This is a genomic window from Microbulbifer jejuensis (genome assembly GCF_047289955.1).
In the GTDB taxonomy this organism is placed as follows: Bacteria; Pseudomonadota; Gammaproteobacteria; order Pseudomonadales; family Cellvibrionaceae; genus Microbulbifer.
Genome location: NZ_JBLBUB010000002.1, coordinates 1 through 22,331, shown reverse-complemented (window position 1 = coordinate 22,331; position 22,331 = coordinate 1). Strand labels below are relative to the sequence as shown.

Here is a 22,331-nt window from a genome sequence, read left to right as displayed (position 1 = left end):
GTCATATCACGCCCTCTTCCACCGTATCGGGATCAACATCCACTAGCGGTTCCATTGCACTTAGGGCACCGGCAACATCTGCCAGTCTCGGGGAGGCAAATAAACGTCTGAGGGGAAGCAGCAAACGGTGTTGCTGTTTTAAGCGGTCAATAAAGCGGGTTGCCAGTAAACTATCGCCACCCAATTCAAAGAAATTTTGATCGCGGTTTATTACGGGCAGGTTAAGAAGTTCCTGCCAGATCAGTGCTACCAGGCGTTCGTTATCTGTCGCCAGCTCAACCGCTTTTTCCTGTTGCGGTTTTTCCACCGCATTCACGAGTTTTAATACTGAAGCCCGATCCAATTTGCCGTTTGCACTTAGGGGCATTTCCGGCAAACTCACAATGAAGTCAGGGACCATATAAGACGGCAGATGGTGGCGAAGGTACTCGCGCAATTCATCAGTATTAAACGTTGGTGGGCATTCGGGTGTGAGCACAACAGCTGCCACCAGCTGTTGTTCTTCTGTGGCCAGCACCAGTGCGTGCTGCACAAACATCTGACGATTAAATACGGTTTCGATTTCACCCAGCTCTATGCGATAGCCACGGACCTTGACCTGGCTATCGGCGCGCCCCAAAAATTCCAGGCATCCATTGGGCCAGTAGCGCCCAAGATCCCCTGTGCGATACCAGCGCTCACCATCGACCGTAACAAAGCGCGCTTCGGTCAACTCGGGCGCCCCGCGATAGCCCATGGCGACACCATCACCACCGATCCACAGCTCTCCCGTTGTCCAGTCAGGGCAATCGAGCCCCTGGGTATCCACCACCCTGAATTTCTGGTTAGCCAGGGGGTATCCGTACGGGATCGAGTGCCAGCTTGGGTCGACGTCTACAACTTCAAAACTGTTAGACCAAATAGAAGCTTCAGTGGCGCCACCCAGTGCGATAAAACGGCAATCGGGCTGTACTTGCTTTAAGCGCTGGGGTAAATCCAGGCCAATCCAATCGCCGGAATTTAATACCAAACGCAATTTGCCAGGCGGTGTACCGGCACCGACAGTGAGTAACATATCCAGTAGTGCCGGTACCGTATTCCAGATGGTGATGCCGTAGTGACATACCCGTTGATGCCAGCACTCGGCATCCCGCCGGTCCTCCTCATCAATTAATACCAGCGCACCACCGACCGATAGCAGTCCGAAGATATCGTAAACAGAGAGGTCAAAATCCAGGGCTGAAATGGCCAGTACACGATCATTTTCATCAACAGAGAAGCGTTCGTTGATATCCGCAATGGTATTCCAGGCGGCACCGTGACTGATTTCGACGCCCTTGGGTTCACCTGTGGAGCCGGAAGTGAAAATGATATAAGCCAGTTGCTCAGCTTCTGTTGCAATCGGTTCACCAATAGAAGCGAACTGTTCGGCCTGTTGAATTGCACTTTGGTCGAGTACCACTTTTACATCGGCACGGCACAACATTGACTCACGCCTTGCCTGCGGTTGATCGATACCGACAGGTAAATAAGCAGCTCCCGCTGCGAGTACCCCCAAAACAGCGGCAATCTGGTCGGGTCCTTTCGGCAGGTTGACGGCCACCACCTCAGCAGGTGAAACCTGGCTTTCCAATAACCAAGCAGTGATGCGCAAAGCACGCTCTGCCAGAACGCCATAACTCAGAGAATTATCGTCTCCCCAATATAAGGCGATATTGTCGGGATTCGCTTTTGCCTTCTGAAAAAATCGCTGCGACAAATTATCCGTTGGGTCAATTGCGATACGCTTTTCAAGCTGAGTTCTCAGCTCCCGTTGAGACTTGGGTAATAAATCAGGCGGTGTGGAATCCCATTCAGCGTCACCCGCCCATTGGAGCAAGCCGATATAGGCCTGGAACATTTCCGCACACATCCCCTCTGGGAAAAGCGCTTCGACAACATCCCAATTTAAGAAAACGCCACCCTCGACTTCGACCACCTGGTGATCCAACCAGACTTGCGGCGTTTGTGTCAGGGCCCAGACGGGCTCCCGCAGAGGTCCATTTTCCGGTGCCGCTGTACCACCGGGAATACCCAGTGCACTGGTGAAGACCACGGGCATTGTGGCTTCTGCGTCGCTCTGCCGGCGGGCTAATTCCCGCATCAGGCTAACACTGGAAATATCGCGATGTTCCAGGGCCGCGCCAACTTCCCCTTGTATTTTTTTTGCTCGCACCAACCAGCTGTCACCGGCCTCTGGCCGGTAACCCACCAGGGTCAGGGAGGTGAAATCCCCCATCACTCGATAGATATCCGGGTGAACTTCACGGCGATCAAACAGTGTAAGGTTCAAGCTCAGGTCGGGGCGACTGCTCCAACGACTAAGCACTTCGGCAAAAGCCGTTAAAAGGAGGCTCGAAGGCGTGATTCCCTGCTCAGCCGCGCGCGCAACCAGGTTTTGCCAGGTCCCTTTATCAATATGCTGTTGATGACGCACAAAGTGCGGGCGCTCAATGGATGCCGGCTCCCGTACAATGGGCAGCTGGGGCGCGGGAGGCAGCTCCGATAATTTGTGCTGCCAAAATGTTTTTGCGGCAGTCAGTGGACCTTCGGCAAGATCACTATCAAATACGGCGGTAATTTGCGGCAGTACATTGCGCACATAATCGCGGAAAGAGAGTTCGATAGAAGGTAGATGAGTATCAAGGCTCTGATAGAGGATATTTAACTCTCGGTAAAACAGCAGAATACTGAAGGCATCGAGAATCAAATTATCCAAACCGATAGCCAATCGGGTATTGCGGCCACAGCGCACCGCACGGACATCAAACAGTGGCCACCGGCTTGGCTCAAACACCTGCTCCGCGCACTCCTGTCGCAGTTGCGCAAAAGCAGAAGTTGGATCGCTGTCTACCTCTGTAACATCAATGGAAAATCTCGGCACATCGGCAAGGATGCGCTGTCGACCTTCGCTGTCGAATACAGCCCGCAGCATTTCATGGCGGGCAATCATCGCGTTTAGCGCAGACTCCAAACGCTCCAGATCGAGATCAACAACGTGGTATTCGCGATAAAAGTGACAACCGATACCACCCAAAACAAATTCTGGGTCCCTTCCCAGCCAATAGGCCCGCTGAACATCGGTAGGTTCAAAAGCGGCGTACCGATTGGCCTTATCCGATTGCCACTGTGTAGCAGCAGTTTCGGTAGTACCTTTGTTTCGCTGTGGGTTCTCAGTTGGATCTTGAACTAATGTCGCAGCAAAGTGGGCCAGGCTGGGCTGGCTAAATAATTCCGACAGTGTGACACCTTCAAAGCCAGACTCGCGCAGGTCTCGCACAACACGGGTTGCTAATAGGGAGTCACCCCCAAGTGCGAAGAAGTTATCGTCCCGCGCTATATCGGTAACATCGAGGAATTTGCACCAGGCGGCAGCCACTTGCTGCTCTAATTTACCTTGCGGTGGGTTCTGCTTTGCCTGGTACTGCGACAGGGATTCATCGGCAAACTGCTGTAAACCACCGCGATCAATTTTGCCATTGGCGGTAAGAGGTATTTCAGCGAGACAGCAAAGCTCACTGGGCAGCATGGCGCTGGTCAATCGTTGGCTCAGGAATTCACGCAGGTCGTTCAAGGGTTCCTGCAACTGCTGCAAATCAACAAAGCACTTTTCTGGATTGATATTCCCTTGCGATAATTTGGATTCCAGAGCGACAACCGCAACCACACCTCGCTGAGTCAGCAATGCAACCGCTTGCGCAATCCCTTTGTGTGCGGTCAGTGCCGCTTCAATCTCGCCGAGTTCAATGCGGTGTCCACGCACCTTGACCTGATTATCGGCGCGGCCCAAAAACTCCAGGCACCCGTTCGGCCAATAGCGGCCCAAGTCTCCGGTGCGGTACCAGTGCTCGCCTTCGTCTGTCACAAAACGGGCTGCGGTGATACCGGGAGCACCTCGATACCCCAAAGCAACGCCAGCACCACCGATCCACAACTCCCCTGTCACCCAGTCAGGGCAATCGCGCCCCAGGGCATCCACCACTCTGAATTGCTGGTTGGCTAAGGGGTAACCATAGGGAATAGATCGCCAAGAGGAATCAACTTCTTTGACTTCATAATTGTTCGACCAAATAGAAGCTTCAGTGGCGCCACCCAAAGCGATAAAGCGGCAACCGGGGTTTACGCGCTTTAATCGTTCCGGCAGGTCGAGGCTGATCCAGTCACCAGAATTTAATACCAGGCGCAGCTCTCCAGCTGGAGTATCACCACCCGTGGTGAGCAGCATATCCAAAAGGGCCGGTACTGTATTCCAAACCGTTACGCCATGTTGGCACACCAGCTGATGCCAGCGCTCAGCATCCCGCCGGGATTCCTCTTCAACCAATACCAGTGCACCGCCGGCGGACAAGAGCCCAAAAATATCGTAAACGGAAAGGTCAAAATCCAATGCCGATATGGCGAGCACGCGATCATTTTCGCTAACCGAAAAGCGCTCATTAATATCCGCTATGGTGTTCCAGGCACTCCCGTGACTTATTTCGACGCCCTTGGGTTCACCGGTGGAGCCAGAGGTAAAAATGGTATAGGCGAGATCTTTTGCCTCTTCCACAACAGGCTGGGATAAAGGCGCGACACCGGAGAGCACAGACAAGGTATCTATAACCAGTTTGGCTCCAGCAAGCTTGAGTACGCGCTCCCTACGCAACGGTGGCTGGTCTATACCCAGCGGCAGATAAGCCGCTCCTGCCGCTAATACGCCCAAGGCTGCAATAATCTGCTCCGGCCCCTTAGGTAATAAAATACCGACCAAATCACCGGGCTCAACACCTTGAAGCTGTAAATACGCGGCCATCGCCAAAGCACTGTGGGCCAACTCCCCGTAACGGATTTGATCACCGTTCCAATAGAGAGCCACTGCTTCAGGGCAGTTTTTAGCATTGCTAAAAAAATGTTCGTGTAATTGGTGAGGCTGGTATGGTTTGGCTGTGGAATTTACCTGCTGGCGCTGCTGCTTTTGCTCCGCTGGCAGCAGCGATGGTATCGGCTGGGCCCAGAATTCCGGGCTGCCGATCAGGCATTCCAATAACTGCGTAAAGGCCGCAAACATGCCATCCAGGACGCCGGGAGCAAAAGCAGCTTCCCGCGCATCCCAATTTATGGACAGGCCGCCTTTGAGCTCCATAACCTGTACGTCCAGCCAAACTTGTGGCCCTTGGGAGATAATCCAATTGACATCTCCAAAGGCACTGCGAACTGACTCGCCAAATAATTCTCCCAACCCAAGCGCACTGGTAAAGACGACCGGCGCAAACACCGTTTGTCCCTGTTGCCTGCTGAGGTCACGCAGCACTTCTACGCCGGAATAACTCCCGTACGCTACATCCTGACGGAAGTTGTGTTGTAAACGCTGTGCACGCTCAACGAAGGTTCCACTCTGGCTGCCCTGCCAGGCAAGCAAGATCGAAGAAGTAAAGTCTCCTACCAGGGAGTTGACATCCCGGTGCAGGGATTCCCGGTCGAACAGGGGGAGATTCAGCAGGAAATCTGACTCTTCGCTATAGACCGTAAGCACTTCGGCAAGCGCCGCTGCCAGGGTCATGGACAAAGTAATACCGTGACGGCTCGCAAATTCCGCTAGCTGGTTTTTCCGATCAGCAGACAGACTATAGTGGCGACGAACCACTCGACGAGTGTCTTTGGACTCAGCGCCTATTGCGGTTGGCAACTGAGGGGCACCGGGCAAATCTGCCAGGCGTTCCTGCCAGTGTTCTTTGGCCTGCTGCTTCTCAGCTCGGCGCCCTTCCTTTGAGTGGAGAGCGCTGCGATCAGCCTGGTAGCGCGAATAACTGTAACTCAGCGGTACCAGAGACTGCTCTGGTTCCAGGTAGAGCTTGGCCAGGTCATTCAGTAACACGCGCAGGCTAAAGGCATCTGCAGCTACCATATCCAGATTAATATGCAGGCGTGTGCCGCCAGCTTTTAATTCCGCTGGTAACAATGAGAGCTGTACATCAAAAACCTCGCCCTGCGATATATCCAGCTGCCGATGGGAGAGTTGCTCCCTAACAGCGATAAGACTCTGCTCCGCTTCTGCGGCAGCCTGATGCCTGAAATCATGAACCTTTAAACCGGGCCAGCTCACTTCTGCGGGAATCTGCTGTCGACCATCATCGAGGATTTGAACACGCAGCATCCCATGCCGCTCGAATAGGGATCGCACAGCCTGTTCCAATCGATCAGGTACTACTTCCTGGCCACCAAACTCATGATAAAAGTGTGCGGCAACGCCCCCTAAATATTGATTCGGGTCTCGCCCAATCCAATAGGCATGTTGCATCGGTGCCAAATCAAAGGGAGCACCTTCATCAAAAGCGTCCGGCACAGATAAATGTTCACTGGTACCTTCTTTGGTTCCAATAGCCAACTGAGGTAGAGAAAGCCAGGCTTCCAATCGAGGCACCGCGATAAGATCAGCAAATTTTACCTTGATCTTTTTCTGCCTTAATTGGCCAGCAATCTTCATGATTTGTACTGAGTTGAGCCCCAGCGCAATTAAGTCAGCCTGCGGATGAATGCCATTAATATCGACATCAATAGCCTGATAAACTAAATCCTTTAACAAACTGGCCGGGCTGATTGGCTCTGATTCACTCTGCGTCTTCTGCGACAAGAGATGCACTCCTTATTGCGTCCCGGATGACACGCATTTTTATGCAACTTTCACGATATTCGTGGGTAGGGAGGGAGGCTTCAACCAGTCCGCAACCAGCAAAGAGTGTCACCCTGCCTTGGGTTAAAAGCGCAGAGCGCAATGCAACGGCAAACTCCCCTTCCCCCCTGGCATCTAACCAGCCAACTGGCCCGGCGTACCAACCGCGGTCCAGGTTTTCATTTTTGCGGATATACTCCAGTGCTTTTTGCCTCGGCAAGCCTCCCACTGCGGCACTTGGGTGTAAATCGGATAGAACCTCCAATAGATTTACCCCTTGCTTAGCGCAGCCATATAATGGCGTCAGCAAATGCTGAATCTGCTTTAATTTACAAAGCTCGGGCTGGTCTGATACCCATACACTCTTGCAATGCTTGCGTAAAATGGAAAGGAGGTGACACACCACCAAATGATGCTCAAAGCGGTCTTTATCGCTGTTGAGGAGAGATAACCCCAGACTATAATCAGTCGCAAAATCTTTTCCCCGAGGCGCACTACCCGCCAGGGCTACAGTATTAACACACTTATCTTTCAATGCGACCAAACGCTCGGGTGACGCGCCAAGAAAGCAGCTCTTTTCCCGTACGAAAGCAAACAGAAATGCACCGGGATAGTACTCTCTCAGATACTTGAGAATATCCCCAGGACAACAATTCACGGATAGTGAGTCCGAGCGTGCAAGGACCACTTTTTGCAATTCTTTACGCTTGATTGACTCAACCGCATCAACGACGCGCTGTTGCCAAACCACTGGATCAGTATTACTGTTGTAAAGATCAACATCCTCCAGCAATAAACTGTCATTGTTAGGCGTTGTTAAGGCGCAGGATAAAATACTTTGCCACTGCGCGTTTGCTCGCTCAGCAGCAAGACTACAATCCGTTTGACTGCTAACCATCAAGTTGATTACCAGATAACTGCGGTTCTCTTCACAAAAAAGGGTCAGCTCAGGCAGTGTCAATACGGCTGGGGGAAAATCTTTCCAGAGTGGTGACGGCGCTCTCTGGCAATCAAAGGCAAATCCGCCACACAAAACCGGTTGATGGTCTCCGATCACCACCGAGGACACCAACAGCTTTTGCCAGCTAGCTTGGATTTCGGACCAGGATCCTCCAGGGGCACAGCTAAACTCACAGGCAGAACCAAAACCCACGGAGTAATAGTCACTAGAAGGTGTGCCCCACAAGCTCACGGTGCGTCCATATTGATAATTTGCCGCAAACAGTGCGAGTGGATCGCGCCTGTGGCACGGCAATGAATATGATGCCAGCACCTTAGACTGCTGATGCTTCGCTCGGGATTTTGCTTCTTGCAAGCATTGCTTCAAGCCAGCAAACTCAAAGCGCACCGTCATACATCCTCTCCCATCGACGCACGATAAGTTTTACGCCAATGCAGTGTTTGCTGATTAATAAACCACCGAATAATGTCGGTAAATAGCAATTCTATGTAGTCAGCACACAGCTTTTCCTCCTCAGCCCAGTGACGCCGATCAATTAACATAGCCACAACCCGGTCTGGAGCGGAAATACTGGTTTCATCTGGTTTGAACTGTGCGGCAGACAATACATAGCCCATACGTTGCTGCAACAACCTGATGATCTCGCGGTCTATGGCATCGATTCCCTGGCGGATTTCATTCAGATTTTTACATTCCATTGGCAACCTGGCTGCTTGCATAAAAACTCCATCACTGTAGAGCCGATCTTTTCATTGCTTTTGAAAATGATAATGATTATCATATTGATTTGCAAATCAATCAATGGCCTGGAAGGTGAGATCGGCGCCTAACTGTTCTTCCCCAGCCCAGTGACGATGATCAATCAACCTAGCCACAACCCGGTCTGGAGCGGGAATACTGGCTTCATCTGGTTTGGGCTGTGCGGCAGACAATCCATAACCTAAAGGTCGCTGCACCAATCTGATCATCCCACGGTCTACGGCATCGAAACCCTGGCGGATTTCATTCAGGTTTCCACAATCCATTGGCAGCTTGGCTACTTGCATTAAAAATCCACCACCCCAAAGTCAATCTTTTCATTGAGGCTGTGACGTTATAACATATCATTTTTCAAATCAATGGATTATTTTGAATAGCCTGATTGATCAGAGCAGAGGGCAGTGACTTTTTAGAAATTTGATGATTACGAGACTATACGATATTTACATTCCACCCGAAATTAGTGATTCAGGATGAACCCTGTAGCGGTAAGAGTAAGCGTAAAGCTTTAAACAGCAGGTTGATGGAGCGACAAGAGCACCTCAGATGCCCTATTTCGTTGTTATTTTTTACCGCGGATGCAAAAAAGTGCACCCGGCAGTGTATTTAGAGCGATCACGAGTTGAATCCGTGCAGGATAGGCAGCAATTAATTGATGATTCCCTGACAAGTTCGATCTTTTGCAGAATTAAGTTAGACCCAGTTGCTTTACTACGTGACTAACCACTAAATGGGGACTTTGAGACAAATAAAAATGATTGCCAGTATATTCATAGATGTGAAAATGACAGTTGGTCCACCGCTGCCAGCCACGAGCATCATCAGGGGTAAGCTCAGGGTCATCCCGACCCACCATGGCTGTGATTGGGCAACTCAAAGGTTGATCTGAGGACACCTTGCTGGTTTCTATCAAACGATAGTCCTGGCGTAGTGTCGGGAGTAGCAAGGCCCGTAATTCCGGTATCTCTAACAATTCGGGAGCAGTTCCACCAAGTTGTATGAGTTGTTGGCACAGGGAATCGTCATCCAGCTGATGTTGGTTTCCGCCTTCTTGAAACTGAGGGGCCTTGCGGGCAGACACAAACAAGTGCTCAGGACCACACAGGTTTCGACACTGCAAGGAGAGTATCAATTCATGAGCAACTGTTGCACCCATACTATGCCCAAATACGGCCCAGGGGCGATCGAGAATAGGGGTGACTGCGTTACCCAACAAGGTGATTAAACTCCGCATATCTGCGGGCATCACCTCATTACAGCGCTGCTCTCTGCCCGGCAAACAGACCAGCACCAATTCAATCGAATCCGGCAGTAGCTTTACCCAGGGTCGGTACAGTGCAGCAGTACCACCAGCATGGGGCAGGCACAAAAGCTGTATTGCTGCATTGGGTTTGGGATGAGGAATATTTAGCCAGGCGCAGGACATAAAACCTATCTTTGTAAAGGACTTGGATAGTAGATACTACCCTTTATTTTTAAATTTAGGAATGTGAAATAGTACCGAGTCTTATTAGTCTGCTCCAGCCACTAATTACAGGAGATCAGAATGAATAACGATTTACTTAACGGTTTCAAGCCCCATCCTGAAGAAATCGAACTTCATTACAAACAACAGAAAATTTGGGATAATCAACCTATTTGGGAACTGATTACCCGCACAGCCCGGAATTTGCCAGACCGCTGTGCAGTTCGTGATTTATCACACCAGCTAACTTACGCCGAACTGCTTAAAGAGGCCGACCTTTTTGCCGCAGGGTTACTGGCAAAAGGTTTCAACACAGGGGAGCGCGTGGTATTCCAGTGGAGTAATCAGGTCAGTTTTGCCACAACTTTACTCGGAATATTTCGAGCAGGACTGGTGCCAGTGATGGCTTTACCGGCACACCGCCAAAATGAAATCTGTCATTTTGCCCAGTTGTCTGGCGCAAGTGTGTATATCACCTCCGGTGTTGAGGGGGATGCAAGCCGACACAAAATGATAGAGCAAATCGCTGAGCAAGCCAAAACCCTGCGCGGCATATACAGCGCAGATGACAAGGATCCGTTTGAACCCTTACCCAAAGGGAAGGGCCAATTTACTCCCCCCCCCATTGACCCCGATGCCCCGGCTTTGTTCCTGGTGTCAGGCGGCACAACGGGCCTCCCCAAGCTGATTCCACGCAGTCACAACGATTATCGTTACAATATTGCCTGCGCCACTGCCGCTTGCGAATTACAAAGCGGTGAGGTTTATCTGGCCGTACTTCCTGCTGCACATAATTTCCCACTTGGCTGCCCCGGTATCCTAGGCACCCTGGCAATGGGGGGACAAGTGGTATTCACTCGAGATGCCAGCCCGGATCATTGCTTTGAACTGATAGAGCGCTTCGGTGTTACTGCTACTGCGCTCGTCCCGGCTTTGTCCCAAGTCTGGACCGCAGCGACCGCTTGGGAGGAATCGGATCTAAGCTCCATACATCTGTTACAAGTTGGTGGTTCAAAGCTCGCTAAAACCGATACTCAAGCTGCAATGGCTGCATTTCCCGGCGCCTTGCAACAGGTTTTTGGTATGGCCGAAGGGCTGGTTTGTTATACCCGTCTCGAAGATACAGATGAAGTAATTGCCACTACTCAGGGCAGGCCCATGAGCCCGCTGGATGAACTTAGAGTAGTCGATAATCAAGGGCAAGAAGTTGGCGCTGGTGACGAAGGGGAACTGCTCACTCGGGGTCCCTACACACTAAGAGGCTATTACCGAGCCGAGGAGCACAACCGCAGCGCTTTTACCTCCGACGGTTTTTATCGCAGTGGAGATCGCGTACGTATCCAGGCCGATGGCAATATAATTGTTACTGGGCGGCTCAAAGATGTTGTAAATCGAGGGGGTGAAATTTTTGCATGTGACGAAATCGAAGAGCACCTACTTGCACACCCCAACATACAACAAGCGGCTGTGCTACCTTTGCCAGACAAAGACCTAGGCGAACAAGTTGGAGTAGCGATTGTATGCACTGGCAAAACTATAACCTTACAAGCATTGCGTGACTTTTTGACCGAAAGAGGATTGGCAGCTTTCAAATTACCCGAGCGCCTAAATGTGCTTTCACACCTACCGGTAACCGCTGTAGGTAAGATTGACAAAAAGCAGATTTTATAGATCCACATGCCACCTGGATGTCTAGTTGTTTTTCTTGTTGCTGAAAATTTTAACTAAGGCTATCCGCCTCACTGTGGCAGCAATAACAGAAATGCGGAGCCATGGCATCGTGGCCTGCCCTTGCCGTAGCTGTGGCCCCTTGGCCCCTTGGCCCCTTGGCCCCTTGGCCCCTTGGCCCCTTGGCCCCTGGCAGTGTGCCGCCACTGTGCTGCCCACGCTATTGCCGCAGTGGACACAATCGCGGCCATTGGCCAGCCTCAGTAGTTTTGGGATACGGGTGGGCTGTAGGTTTACTTTGTCTCCCCAGGCATCTCCAGCCTGAACACTTAGCCCCTCCATACGCCCCCCTCAGTAGCTTCAAATCGTGAGATGTGAATACATCCTTGTACGCTCGTAATCGGCATCCATGCCTTATACGATCCTGGGAGAGGGTATTCTTCCCTCCTGCTTTACTAATAAGTGTCAAATGTTGCCGGCAGGTGCAACATATCCTTATTTGTTATGTGCAAGTTTAAGTAGATGCCTATATTTAATCAAATTAAAGTGACCATAATTCCTGATATATCCATCTAAGCCCTTTAGCCAAACCAACAGGGAAAGTTGAATAGTGATCTGTGCCTTGAACAATTTCGTCCTGTAAATTTAGCCCCTTATAATTTCTAGAACGCAAGCGGGAAACAAATTTTTTCTGTCCACTAACCATTTGCTTCATTCCATTTTCAGGTGTTTCTAACGAACCAGTGGCGTAAAAAATATTTATCTTAAGATGCTTATTACTGGCAGCATAATGCTCTTCGGTTTCGAAGATGGCATCACCTTTCCACCAAAGAGACGGGCTCGTCAATATATAGCTAGAAAATAACTCTGGTTTGGTGAGAAAGACCCAAGTACCAAAAGAACCTCCAAGTGAATGCCCGGCAAGGATACGTTTTTGGGGGTCAACACGATACTTGCCCTCAACAAAAGGGAGCACTTCACTTTCGATAAATGCAAGATACTCGAGAGCTCCACCTGTTTTGTAGCTTTTCCAGCTTTTATCATGCTCCGGTGTAAGATCACGAACTCTACTAAATTGGCCATTTTCTCCATGGGCAAAAGAAATGCCAACCACTATTGCCTTATCCATACTGCGAAAATGTGTAACACCTGAAGCAACTTTGAACGTATGGGGACCATCATTCAAATATAGAACTGGATACGTTTTCTTTTCATTTTCTGTGTTTGAATAATCATGTGGAACCTTAATATATATGTCGTATTTACGCCCAAGCACAGATGAGCTGATGGAAAAAATCTCGGAATTTTTTATCTCGAAGGAACTATCTACCTTAGTTACAGCAGCAAAAGCACTTATCTGTACTAAAAGAAAAAATACTGTAACCAATAACGCTTTATTCATATGACCTCTACTAAATGTGGATAACTCTGGTACATAACGCTTACAGCATGTGCGCGGGGATTTTCTGCGTCGCATACCTGTGATTGTGTACGCCCAGCATGGGCATATACTAATGAGGTGAAAGTCCTCTATAGGAGAGCCTGCTCACCGGGTTACCAATGATCATAACTACTAGCCGACGGCAAGGGCAACCCCGCGAGGGCTTGTCTGCAGGAAGCCCGAGCGCAAACCTGCGAGCCGACGAACAGAAATCGTATATAAGCTCCAGCTCCAGGGACGAGTTAGTACAAAGTAACGAAGTCCACAGGTTCGAGGGGTAGGGACAGTACGGCGGCTGTGCAGGGACAGATCATGTTCTTATCTGGGGAGATCTGCACCACAGGCCGGGGGCGACCCCAGCGCCACGAGGGGCGACAGTGATCTCTCCAGAATCCCAACACTGGGCCAGGCGGCAGGCAGTGCGGTTGATACTTATGCCAAACCCTCGCCCGCATCGGTTACTGTCGCACTTCCAGCTTCCTGTCCACTCATGGAATCAGTTTCTCCAGACATAAAAAAAGGGCTCAGCGGCTGGGCTTTTATTAAGGTATCAAATGTTGTAGTAGGCGCAACCTATCCTTATCTGTTATGCCTTTTTACTTATTTTTATGATTGACTCTATATATTCTTTCAAAGCAAACGCATTGTTTAATTTTAATTCCTTGGAGCCAAATAATAATGTAACTCTTTGCTTGCTGAATTCCATACAGAATTGTTCGACAAGCTCTCTTTTTTCATTTAGTTCATCGAAATATTGTATTTTAAATTCGCCCCACTTTTCTGGGTCATGGTCATACCATTTTCGTAATTCATTGGACGGAGATATTTCTTTAATCCATTTATCTATCTTGCTTTTTTCCTTAGATAGACCCCTTGGCCATAGTCGATCGACAAGGACGCGTTCACCGTCCTCTTCTTTGGCCTCTTCATAAACTCTTTTTACCTTAATTATCATCGCGTTACCTTTGTGCAGCAGTAGTGGTAGGACAGCCGGTTGCCCTAACTGCCTCCATGCAGAGCCAGACGTTTACCGTGCCCCAGGTGCTTGCTTTGTTAAGCTTTGAGCCACTTCTAATCTGGAACATTGTGAGACCACGAAGAGTGCAGAATACGCTCTGTTATAAGCCAACCATTTACACTTTTTAAAATATTAGTTGATGTCGTATGCTGCCAAGAAGAAACATTCGTTGAAAACACATTCAAAAGTTCAATTAATTCCTGTGGGTTGCCTTTCGGGCCGCCTATAGCAGTATAGTCCAATGTAGCATTATGATGAAATAGGTTTGAAAAACTCTCCCAATCCAGATCATCCAAACCTAAACAGTAGCCTGCCAATAAATCTTGTATTTCAATTCGATCATCTATTGTTAGTGCCACTAATTTATCCCCTATCAAATTTTTGAGCTGGCTTGTAGCTTAACCTTTAATACTGATCATCATTGCTAGTATCCCAAAAACTACCACCGAGCGGCATCCTCAGCATTTGACGAGGGTTATCACGCCAGTCAGATCCACCTCATCCTTCCCAGTGAGTTCAAATTTTTATAAAAAAAATGGTGTACCCTACGTTGAAACACTGTCGCAGCGCTGTCGGGCACGAAAACGGGCCCTGCTCGTTCGCCTTCCGGGTCATTAGCTCACTCCCATAAAGCTGCTCACTATGGCGCCGCGAGGGGCGAAAGTGCTCTCGCCGGAATCCCAGCACTCAGCCAGGCGGCAGACGATGTCATGAAAATCATTCTCAACACTCCTCAAACACTATCGCATGACAGCCCAGCGCCTGCAGCGGAGTCGCAGGGATTTGTGTCAGGCCCACACCCATAGAGGTGGCTATCCCACTTTCGGCTTTCTATCCATTCTTGGAGTCACTTTCTCCGGGCGTAAAAAAACCGACTCAGTGGCCGGTTTGGATGATGGGTCTCTGGCAGAGACAACAATCACAAAGTAGCTGATTGATACTCCCAAAACGCAGAAGTACCAAAACAGTAGTGGTTGAGACTAACATCAACCGCCCAAAATTCATTTTCCTTCCATTATTCACGTATATAGAGCTGGCCGGGCTTATCCAACAACCAGATATGTTGTGGCAAGCACAACATATCCTTATTTGTTAAAGTTGCCAAAAACCATGATCAACAGCCCCGTTGATGTAGATTGCAAATATTCCCTTGCCGGGGATTTCTAGCGGTGGAACAGCAATTTCTGCACCTTGAGCTTTCACTAGATCTATGGCTTTTTGGATATCATCAACTAGCCAGTATGGGCGGACTATTGGTTCTTCCGTCTCTCGCAAAGGCACACGTATACCGACAATACTACCATCAGCCAAACTGCATGTTCTGGCCCCACCGAGAAGCTGATCCGGCGCACCAAATTGGACATTATGGGCTGCTTCATAGGCTGCGCATATCCCATCAACGTCTGGAGAAACAATTTCTAGATAATGTACTTTCATGGTTTTCACTCCATCTCTGGTTGCCGTTGTGGTAGAACACCCCGTTATTGGGGCGCCCCCACGCAAATCCGGAAGTGCGAAACTACCGCATCCGGCTCTTCAGCTATATTATTTACGGCTTTCCCGCCCTTTGACTACTATGAGTTGGTCCGACGCGCAAGACACCATCGTTCGTTTCGCCTTTCAAGCAACCCTGCCCTACCCATTCCGTTGGGAGTTACCTTGGGTCTCACAAGTTCTCATTACCTCTCTGTATGCATGCCACAGCTTAAGAACTCCGCCAGATTTCCACAATCTTGCCATTCAGATAGCGAGAAGCTCTCCCTTCTGAGTCGATTGCTTTGCATGGATTTCGATGGCGTTACAAACCTCGTCACCTGGAATTTGCATTTCGAAGCGATACCATCACTTCAGGAGCGCGCACTCCCTATGGCCTACGTACTTCTCGGTCTACGCGTCACGTTGATTGTTCGCTCATGCATCCTACCTCTAAAATATCTCTAATTTAAAGCTGCGCACAACGCGCAAGACTCGATACTGGTGAGTGGCCAGCTCTTACCAGGCAGCCTGACTATAGTTGCAGCGCTCAGAGCAACCTACTTACACTTTTCCAGCCACTCACTGACTGACCACTGCCCGATAAAAAAATGGGAAAAACACCTTGCTTTCACCAACAAATTATTTCCTCAATAGCACTGCACAATACCGCTATGGACTTATTGAACCGGATAACTTAAAAAGAAAGTACCCAGAACCATACTACAGACGCTCTGCTTCGTGAAATTCTGATGTTGGAATGCCAAAACAGTATTCCGAAGCAGATTTTTGCAAGCACTCTCTATAAAATAGATCCGGTACAATAACGCTTTAATAAACTGACGAGTTAGCGGCCGGCCGGGTTGCTTTGACCTGCTCGATTTATTAGTTTAATAAGTTCACTCACGTCCCAATCAGGTTGGTCATCCTGGACAAAGTGACCGCTTCGTTCGGCCATGATTGCTCCCCCACGTGGAAACTTATGTACCCACTCAGCTTGATACTTTCCCCAAAGCTTGCGAGCTTCGGCTTCATCAAACAATCGTTTTGGCTCTTTATACTTTTTGACGCCAGCAATTAATATGACGGGTATATCTCCAATATCCTTGAAGCCGATCGAAGAACTTTTATCCCATATATCTTAAATAAGGCACCAATTAGTTTTTGCCCCCTTAGCTAGATCAGATTGCTTCAGCCCCTCATTTGCTTGTGCACCATTAATTGGATCGAGGGATTCAATAATTTCAACGTCTCTGGGATTGATGGGATCTAGAAATAACATAGCAGTTATTTTTGAGGGGTTACGCTTTGCGTACTCTCTAGCCACTTTAGATCCGTATGAGTGAGACACATAAATAATGGGGGTTGATATCTTTAGTGTTTTAAATAATTTCTCCACATCATCCACATAATCTTTAGCACTTAAGTCGCCATGACATGCAGAAGATCCACCTTCTCCTCGCCTAGAATATCTAATTGCAGTTGTATCATCAGGCAGCTTTGACCAGATACTATTCCAACCTGATATACCAGAAGTTGCACCTGCATCAAAAAGCAAAATAATGCTGCCATTTCCTTTTATTTCATATTCTATTTCAGCACCATTAATATTTATTTTTCACCATGTGCAAACAGAGATACTAGATAAACTCCGGCCACAACCAAAAATTTAAAATTCAAAACTTTCCTCTTCTGGAAAGCTAACGCTCCGGTAAAATCCGGAATTATGGTGGTTGCTTTGTGTTATTAAAGCACAAAATGAGTAAAGTAGCGAGCCTATCTTGCCCTCACTTCCGTAGTATCATACGAATGATCGGTATTTATCCTCGCCAAACTCAGTCCGAATAAAAGCGGTAAGCGCAACATATCCTTATTTGTTATAAATCTTAATTTTCTCTATCAACGACGACTTCGTACTTATTTGTCTTGAGGCCAATGATAAAAGACATAGGCAAGAAACCCATCAACAAACGCCAATCTATTGAATAGGAAATTAACATACCAAGGAATATTATAACTGAACAAACCATAGCTTGTTTTTCACAAGCCTGAACTACACTTCCACATTCAGTACATTGAGTTTTATCCTTTATTCTCGGGGAGAGTTTTGCCTTACATTTTGGACAAGCACCAAATAAATTCATGTGTTTTCCTTCACGCTTCATAACACTCGTCGCATAGGCGAGCAGCCTGTTGCGAGCCCAAAGCGCGAAGCGCGCTTATGTGTCGGCGCTTGTTATGACCACCGCCACTCTGCCCACAGAGTCTCTGAACCATTATCTGGAGGCACTTCCCCCCATGAAAGCACAATACTATTTCCTCCGTTTTGTGTAAACCTTTGAATCTCAAAGAAGCACCATAATCCATACAACCCTGAACTAATATGCAACCTCTTTTGGCCTCAATTTCACAACTGCCAAGCCTGAAAATTATTTAGGTAATAATTCACCCTCACCATACGAGGAATGAACTCTTTGAACACCTTTACTGGCCGCCAGCCTCTCGAAATAAGAATATAATATCTTTAACCGCTCCCGAGATAAAGGGCGCGCAAACTGGACTGCCTCCGATTCTTCACCACAGCTAAAAACAGGATTTATTACTGCTGTAACAAATGATAATACAATTACGATTCTCAGATTTATTGTTTCGACCCGCATTCGGACCTTACTCATAACAACCACAACAGAAGCGACCAATGCTATGCACCTTTTGTGTGAAAATAGAAGCGCAACAACCAGCACAAAAGGTGCATAACACTGGGTATCCCTTTACTTGCGTTTGTTATGATTTTGTACCGCTAGGTCTCAGCTAGCTGCTTTAGCTTTGCGAGAAAATTATCTCTAAATGTACTTTTTCTCTGATTGTAAAATTCTACAGATTCTCTGGTTGCACGCTTGGAATTAATTTCTGGTTCAAACCAATTGTAAATTCTACTCATGAACATTGATACTTGCGTCGCACCATTGGATTCACTGATGGAAACCATAGCTACGCCTTGAGATTCTTCGCCTTCTTCTACAGCAGGAAGGTTTGCCAAAAGGATCATCTTTTGAGGTATTATTTTTACCACCTCAATGTAAAACTCGCCATACAAATGAACACGATCATTTTCAGATATTTGGCTATCTTTTGGGTTTCCTTGATTCATCCATGGCATCCATTTTCCCATTTCAAGTACGTGAGGCCAGACTTCATTCGCAGGCTTGTCAATGATAATTTCAAAATGATCCACATAGTAGTACGAATCACCCAGGTTAGATTCAACATTACTCACCTGTGCAAACACATGAGACGCAAGAACAGAAAGAATAACAAATCTTATAATTTTCATTTTTAATACTTCTCTTTTTCCTGGAAACCATAACGCTTTTGGAAGGGGTAAATTGTGGCGAAGCCACGTTTTATTTTGTCCCGCTTGCCCAATTTGTTAGATAACTTACTGCTGAAACCATAGCTCCGTGTCAGTATGTTTTCTGAAGCCGTTATATTTAGTCAAATTTTCAAGCCCCTCACCCGCATGCGCTGAGGGGATAAGCCGACCTGAAACATCCCAAAAACCACGATGACAAGGATCTATAAGCCCATTGTAGCCATAAGCTTCAGCCGGTTTGAGCATACAGCCCAGATGCGTACTCAATGCTATATAAATAAAATACTCAGGCATATTCTCTAATGTGTAATTGGGTCCATTAGCAACAGTATTTAATGAAACTAGATAGTTAGCAGTTTCTTGATCTGGTTTATAAATCATAATCGGCATGCCGCGAGACACAATTAACTTGGAACCACCCGCTGGAATTTTAGCAACATCGACAATAGTAATTGTCACACTTTTTGGGTTCGGTGACCAGCTTGCCACAAATGGGACGCTAGCGAGCAGAATGCCTGCGGCCATTAGCGTAAAAACACATGTTATTAAGAACTGCTTCCTGGTCATGGTTACTATCTAACATTTATATACAAATCACCACGACCAGTATTTCAGAATTAATTTCGCGCCAATCCCTCAAAAAATCACTGCAAATCAATTAGATACAGGAGGTTAGCACTAAAGTCCCACATGGAAAAACGATTATCTTGACCAGTATCCCAAAAATGAACAATGAATGTAACCCGTTGGATTTATTCACACTTTAGGAGAAACTACCCTCGTCTCAAAAATAACGGTCACGGTGACCGAATTTCCGCTTCGCACCTGGTCATATTGCCTGTAATACGGCACCACTCTCCAGATAGGCGTATCGCCAGAGCGCTCTCCCTCTCACCCGTTGACACATCTTTCCGGTACAGCCACGGCAACACCGTCTGCAGTGATCGAGCCTTGCGCACCTACAGCGGCACCCGTGCGGAGCAGAAGAGCACTGGCTTGCCATCTTGACTACGCTCACCTCCCCATCATGACCGTACAAGAAGGCAAGCGTTTGCGATGCTGCTCAGCGCTACGTCTTTTTATTGGGGGGCTTGAGTGGTCTGAGGATGGCTGGGGGCTGATCGGTCGAGCCCTCCTCCAGCGCCCAGGCCTCTTCCAACAGTTGCAGTAAACGCACGGCCCGCATCACGCGGTTACCCTTGCCGGGGGCAATATGCAGATCCACAGCGTTCTCTCTGATAGCGACCAGCGTGATAATAAAATACCCACCCAGGTTCATCGGTTGAAACAATCGACAGGGTAATATAGGCATCTTTAAAAGCTCCTTGACTCACCTGTGGCGGAAAGGCGCAGAAAAAGTGCATCGCTTTGCGCCGTTTCTCTCGCCGCAGGCGTGATCCTTGTGAAAAAAGGGGAAACTTGCAGAAAGGGTGCGCAGCCAGAGAGGCGGTGCACGGCTGAAGTAAAGCACCACACCAATCATCACGCAATGCCACAGCACACTCCGTCGCCGGGGGCGGAAGTGACTCGAAAAGCTCGCCTTCAGGGAGACGTTGATTGAAGACGAACGAGTGTATGGCGTATCATTCAAGACAGCCTCGCTAGATACTGATCTTATCTATTGGGGTTAGCCATCTCTCGGTGTTCCCGCACTGGGAGGTGGCGTTTTTCTCTTATTTACGCGGTCATGATGCGGTCCTTCATTGTTGGCTTATTTGTTTATGGATTACCCGCGAGCGCTACTGTTATCGGGCGCCTCGCGGATTCAATCATGATCGTTGCGGTATTGGTTAACTATTTATTATTCTTTGACTGCGCCGGTGAAGCGGCCGGGTGCCAGAGGAGCAGACCTACCGTAATCCCTTTTTGAAAGGAATACAATCAAGCTGAAGCTTTATGCGACACCAAGTTGCGTTTTCCACCGGCTGGCGGTGATGTTTGCAGTGCATCAAGGCATCGACAATCCGTTTCCTGGAATTCAGGCTTTGTTCGGAAAGGGATACCTGGGTAAAATTTCACCATCCGAACGGCGTGCTTAATAAACCACCAACCTGTGCGGTGATGAGCGGGCAAGCTGGAAAGCCGCCTTTACCCGATTGGCTGCGTCGTTTTTAGGTACAAGTAAATCTATTAAATCCAGATATCCTTTTCCGCTGTAAGATCACCAGTAGAATCTCCCGTATTTACAACCCCTCTCGGCTCAACAATCATGAGTTTACATTCAGTATCAGCAACGGGTTTGTGCCGAACCCCTTTGGGTATTACGTACATTTCACCAGCATTTAGTTGTACAAAATCATCAGAAAACAGGATTTTCAATGAACCGTCAATGACGATAAAAACTTCATCTGTTTCAGGATGATCATGCCATACAAATTCACCCAGAGCTTTGACCAGCTTGAATTGATAATCATTCATTTCAGCAATAATTTTTGGAGACCAAAGCTCATGGAACTTACAAAACTTTTCCTTGAATTTTATTTTTCTACGTTCCAATTTATACGCCTTCCTTTATTAAAGCTGCTGTAATAGCAAATGCACTAACTCCCACAGCAGGGTGGCTTACCTTGGGCATACTACCGGGTCGGAAGTAAAGAATACCCTTCTCTCGGGGCACGCTGTGAATACCTCCCTATACGCTCGTAATCGGCGTCCATGCCTCTACGGTCCCGAGATAAGGGTATTCTTCCCTTCCGCCTTGTTAGTAAATGACGCCAACTGCGCACAAAGCAAGACGCCCCACGCAGGCCCGAAGGGCTGGAGTATTCTGCCTGCGATTGTTAAGACAGATTACCTTAGACTACCTTGGCCATGAGATGCACATCCGCGTACTCACCATTTCTAAACGCGTATTGGTGTGCGGTTCCTTCAATTTTGAAACCCTTTTTTTTGTATAGTTCTATAGCTTGCTGATTGTCAGTATAAACCTCCAGCTCTACACGACGAACTGCCAACCAGTTTATAGCAAGGTTGAGCATAGCCTCCAACAATTTTGAGCCAACACCACAGTTTTGATACTCCTCACTCACAGCCATGCCCATATTTGAAACATGTTTTCGCCTTGGATTTGAAAACACTTCCATGCCAATCTGCCCTATGACCCCTCCATCATTGACAGCCACCAAGCTATAGAAGTTTTGCGGAAGATCTCCAAGAAACTTTTCCCATTTATCAATAGATGGATAGGGAAGCTGTAGCGTTCCTGCATAGCATGAAGACTGTGCGTAAATATCCCTAATTTTTGCAATGTCTTCTTTTTTACTATGCCGAACTTCTATGTGCATGCTTCAGATCTCGTTTCACTTGATAGGTACCCATACGGCAGGAGGGGAGAATACCCGTCTCCCAGGATCATATATGCTAGTGTGGTGTATTAAACTATTTACTGAAATGCAAGAGCCTGCCTAGCCCTTCCTACCTTCGCCAAAATTTCATCGACTGATTTTGTCCATACAAATGGCTTTGGAGCCTTGTTATGTGCATCGATAAACCCTGTGATAGCCTCC

17 protein-coding genes and 1 pseudogene are annotated in these 22,331 nt (G+C 48.1%); 1 reads left to right on the top strand and 17 read right to left on the bottom strand.

The window, feature by feature from the left end:
- Position 1 precedes the first annotated feature (1 nt).
- The 5 genes from ACL7TT_RS01610 to ACL7TT_RS01590 form a co-directional block, all read right to left on the bottom strand.
- Positions 2–6,637, bottom strand: a complete 6,636-nt coding sequence (locus tag ACL7TT_RS01610; protein WP_413392619.1) for an amino acid adenylation domain-containing protein — start codon at positions 6,635–6,637, stop codon at positions 2–4.
- Entirely contained in the window at positions 6,606–8,021 is a 1,416-nt protein-coding gene (locus tag ACL7TT_RS01605; protein WP_413392617.1) for an isochorismate synthase, read from the bottom strand. Before ACL7TT_RS01605 ends, ACL7TT_RS01610 begins: the two co-directional genes overlap by 32 nt.
- Positions 8,018–8,347 carry an isochorismate lyase gene (locus ACL7TT_RS01600; RefSeq protein ID WP_299941380.1) on the bottom strand — a complete coding sequence of 110 codons (330 nt, stop codon included), beginning with the start codon at positions 8,345–8,347 and terminating at the stop codon, positions 8,018–8,020. Before ACL7TT_RS01600 ends, ACL7TT_RS01605 begins: the two co-directional genes overlap by 4 nt.
- A 75-nt stretch (positions 8,348–8,422) precedes the next feature.
- Entirely contained in the window at positions 8,423–8,674 is a 252-nt protein-coding gene (locus tag ACL7TT_RS01595) for a chorismate mutase family protein (protein ID WP_413392615.1), read from the bottom strand.
- Positions 8,675–9,075: 401 nt separating this feature from the next.
- Positions 9,076–9,813 carry a thioesterase II family protein gene (locus ACL7TT_RS01590; protein WP_413392613.1) on the bottom strand — a complete coding sequence of 246 codons (738 nt, stop codon included), beginning with the start codon at positions 9,811–9,813 and terminating at the stop codon, positions 9,076–9,078.
- A 120-nt stretch (positions 9,814–9,933) separates the two neighbouring features.
- Here ACL7TT_RS01590 and ACL7TT_RS01585 point away from each other — a divergent pair, with 120 nt between their 5' ends.
- Positions 9,934–11,523: a (2,3-dihydroxybenzoyl)adenylate synthase gene (locus tag ACL7TT_RS01585; RefSeq protein WP_413392612.1), complete on the top strand. Its 1,590-nt coding sequence runs from the start codon at positions 9,934–9,936 to the stop codon at positions 11,521–11,523.
- A gap of 538 nt (positions 11,524–12,061) precedes the next feature.
- Here the strand turns inward: ACL7TT_RS01585 and ACL7TT_RS01580 are convergent.
- The 12 genes and pseudogenes from ACL7TT_RS01580 to ACL7TT_RS01525 all read right to left on the bottom strand — a co-directional run.
- Positions 12,062–12,922, bottom strand: coding sequence for an alpha/beta hydrolase (locus ACL7TT_RS01580; RefSeq protein ID WP_413392610.1), 861 nt, complete (start codon positions 12,920–12,922; stop codon positions 12,062–12,064).
- Between the two features lie 625 nt (positions 12,923–13,547).
- The gene (locus ACL7TT_RS01575) at positions 13,548–13,916 is read right to left on the bottom strand and encodes a DUF488 domain-containing protein (RefSeq protein ID WP_413392608.1); all 369 of its coding nucleotides are present in this window, start codon (positions 13,914–13,916) and stop codon (positions 13,548–13,550) included.
- A 116-nt stretch (positions 13,917–14,032) separates the two neighbouring features.
- The gene (locus tag ACL7TT_RS01570) at positions 14,033–14,338 is read right to left on the bottom strand and encodes a nuclear transport factor 2 family protein (protein WP_413392606.1); all 306 of its coding nucleotides are present in this window, start codon (positions 14,336–14,338) and stop codon (positions 14,033–14,035) included.
- 733 nt (positions 14,339–15,071) lie between these two features.
- A complete protein-coding gene (locus ACL7TT_RS01565) occupies positions 15,072–15,425 on the bottom strand; it encodes a VOC family protein (protein ID WP_413392605.1) in 354 nt (117 codons plus the stop codon).
- A gap of 1,168 nt (positions 15,426–16,593) precedes the next feature.
- Complete coding sequence (locus tag ACL7TT_RS01560; protein WP_413392603.1) at positions 16,594–17,010, bottom strand: alpha/beta fold hydrolase; 417 nt, start codon at positions 17,008–17,010, stop codon at positions 16,594–16,596.
- A 328-nt stretch (positions 17,011–17,338) separates the two neighbouring features.
- Positions 17,339–17,596: a hypothetical protein gene (locus ACL7TT_RS01555; RefSeq protein WP_413392601.1), complete on the bottom strand. Its 258-nt coding sequence runs from the start codon at positions 17,594–17,596 to the stop codon at positions 17,339–17,341.
- Between the two features lie 656 nt (positions 17,597–18,252).
- Entirely contained in the window at positions 18,253–18,786 is a 534-nt protein-coding gene (locus ACL7TT_RS01550; protein ID WP_413392599.1) for a hypothetical protein, read from the bottom strand.
- Positions 18,787–18,891: 105 nt separating this feature from the next.
- A complete protein-coding gene (locus ACL7TT_RS01545; protein WP_413392598.1) occupies positions 18,892–19,350 on the bottom strand; it encodes a Rieske (2Fe-2S) protein in 459 nt (152 codons plus the stop codon).
- A gap of 544 nt (positions 19,351–19,894) precedes the next feature.
- Positions 19,895–20,137, bottom strand: coding sequence for a hypothetical protein (locus ACL7TT_RS01540; protein WP_413392596.1), 243 nt, complete (start codon positions 20,135–20,137; stop codon positions 19,895–19,897).
- An 818-nt stretch (positions 20,138–20,955) separates the two neighbouring features.
- Positions 20,956–21,321, bottom strand: coding sequence for a cupin domain-containing protein (locus ACL7TT_RS01535; RefSeq protein ID WP_413392595.1), 366 nt, complete (start codon positions 21,319–21,321; stop codon positions 20,956–20,958).
- Between the two features lie 299 nt (positions 21,322–21,620).
- On the bottom strand, positions 21,621–22,109 hold the full coding sequence (locus ACL7TT_RS01530) for a GNAT family N-acetyltransferase (RefSeq protein WP_413392593.1): 489 nt from the start codon (positions 22,107–22,109) through the stop codon (positions 21,621–21,623).
- Between the two features lie 98 nt (positions 22,110–22,207).
- A pseudogene (locus ACL7TT_RS01525) lies at positions 22,208–22,331 on the bottom strand (IS630-like element ISCARN69 family transposase); the annotation flags it as partial.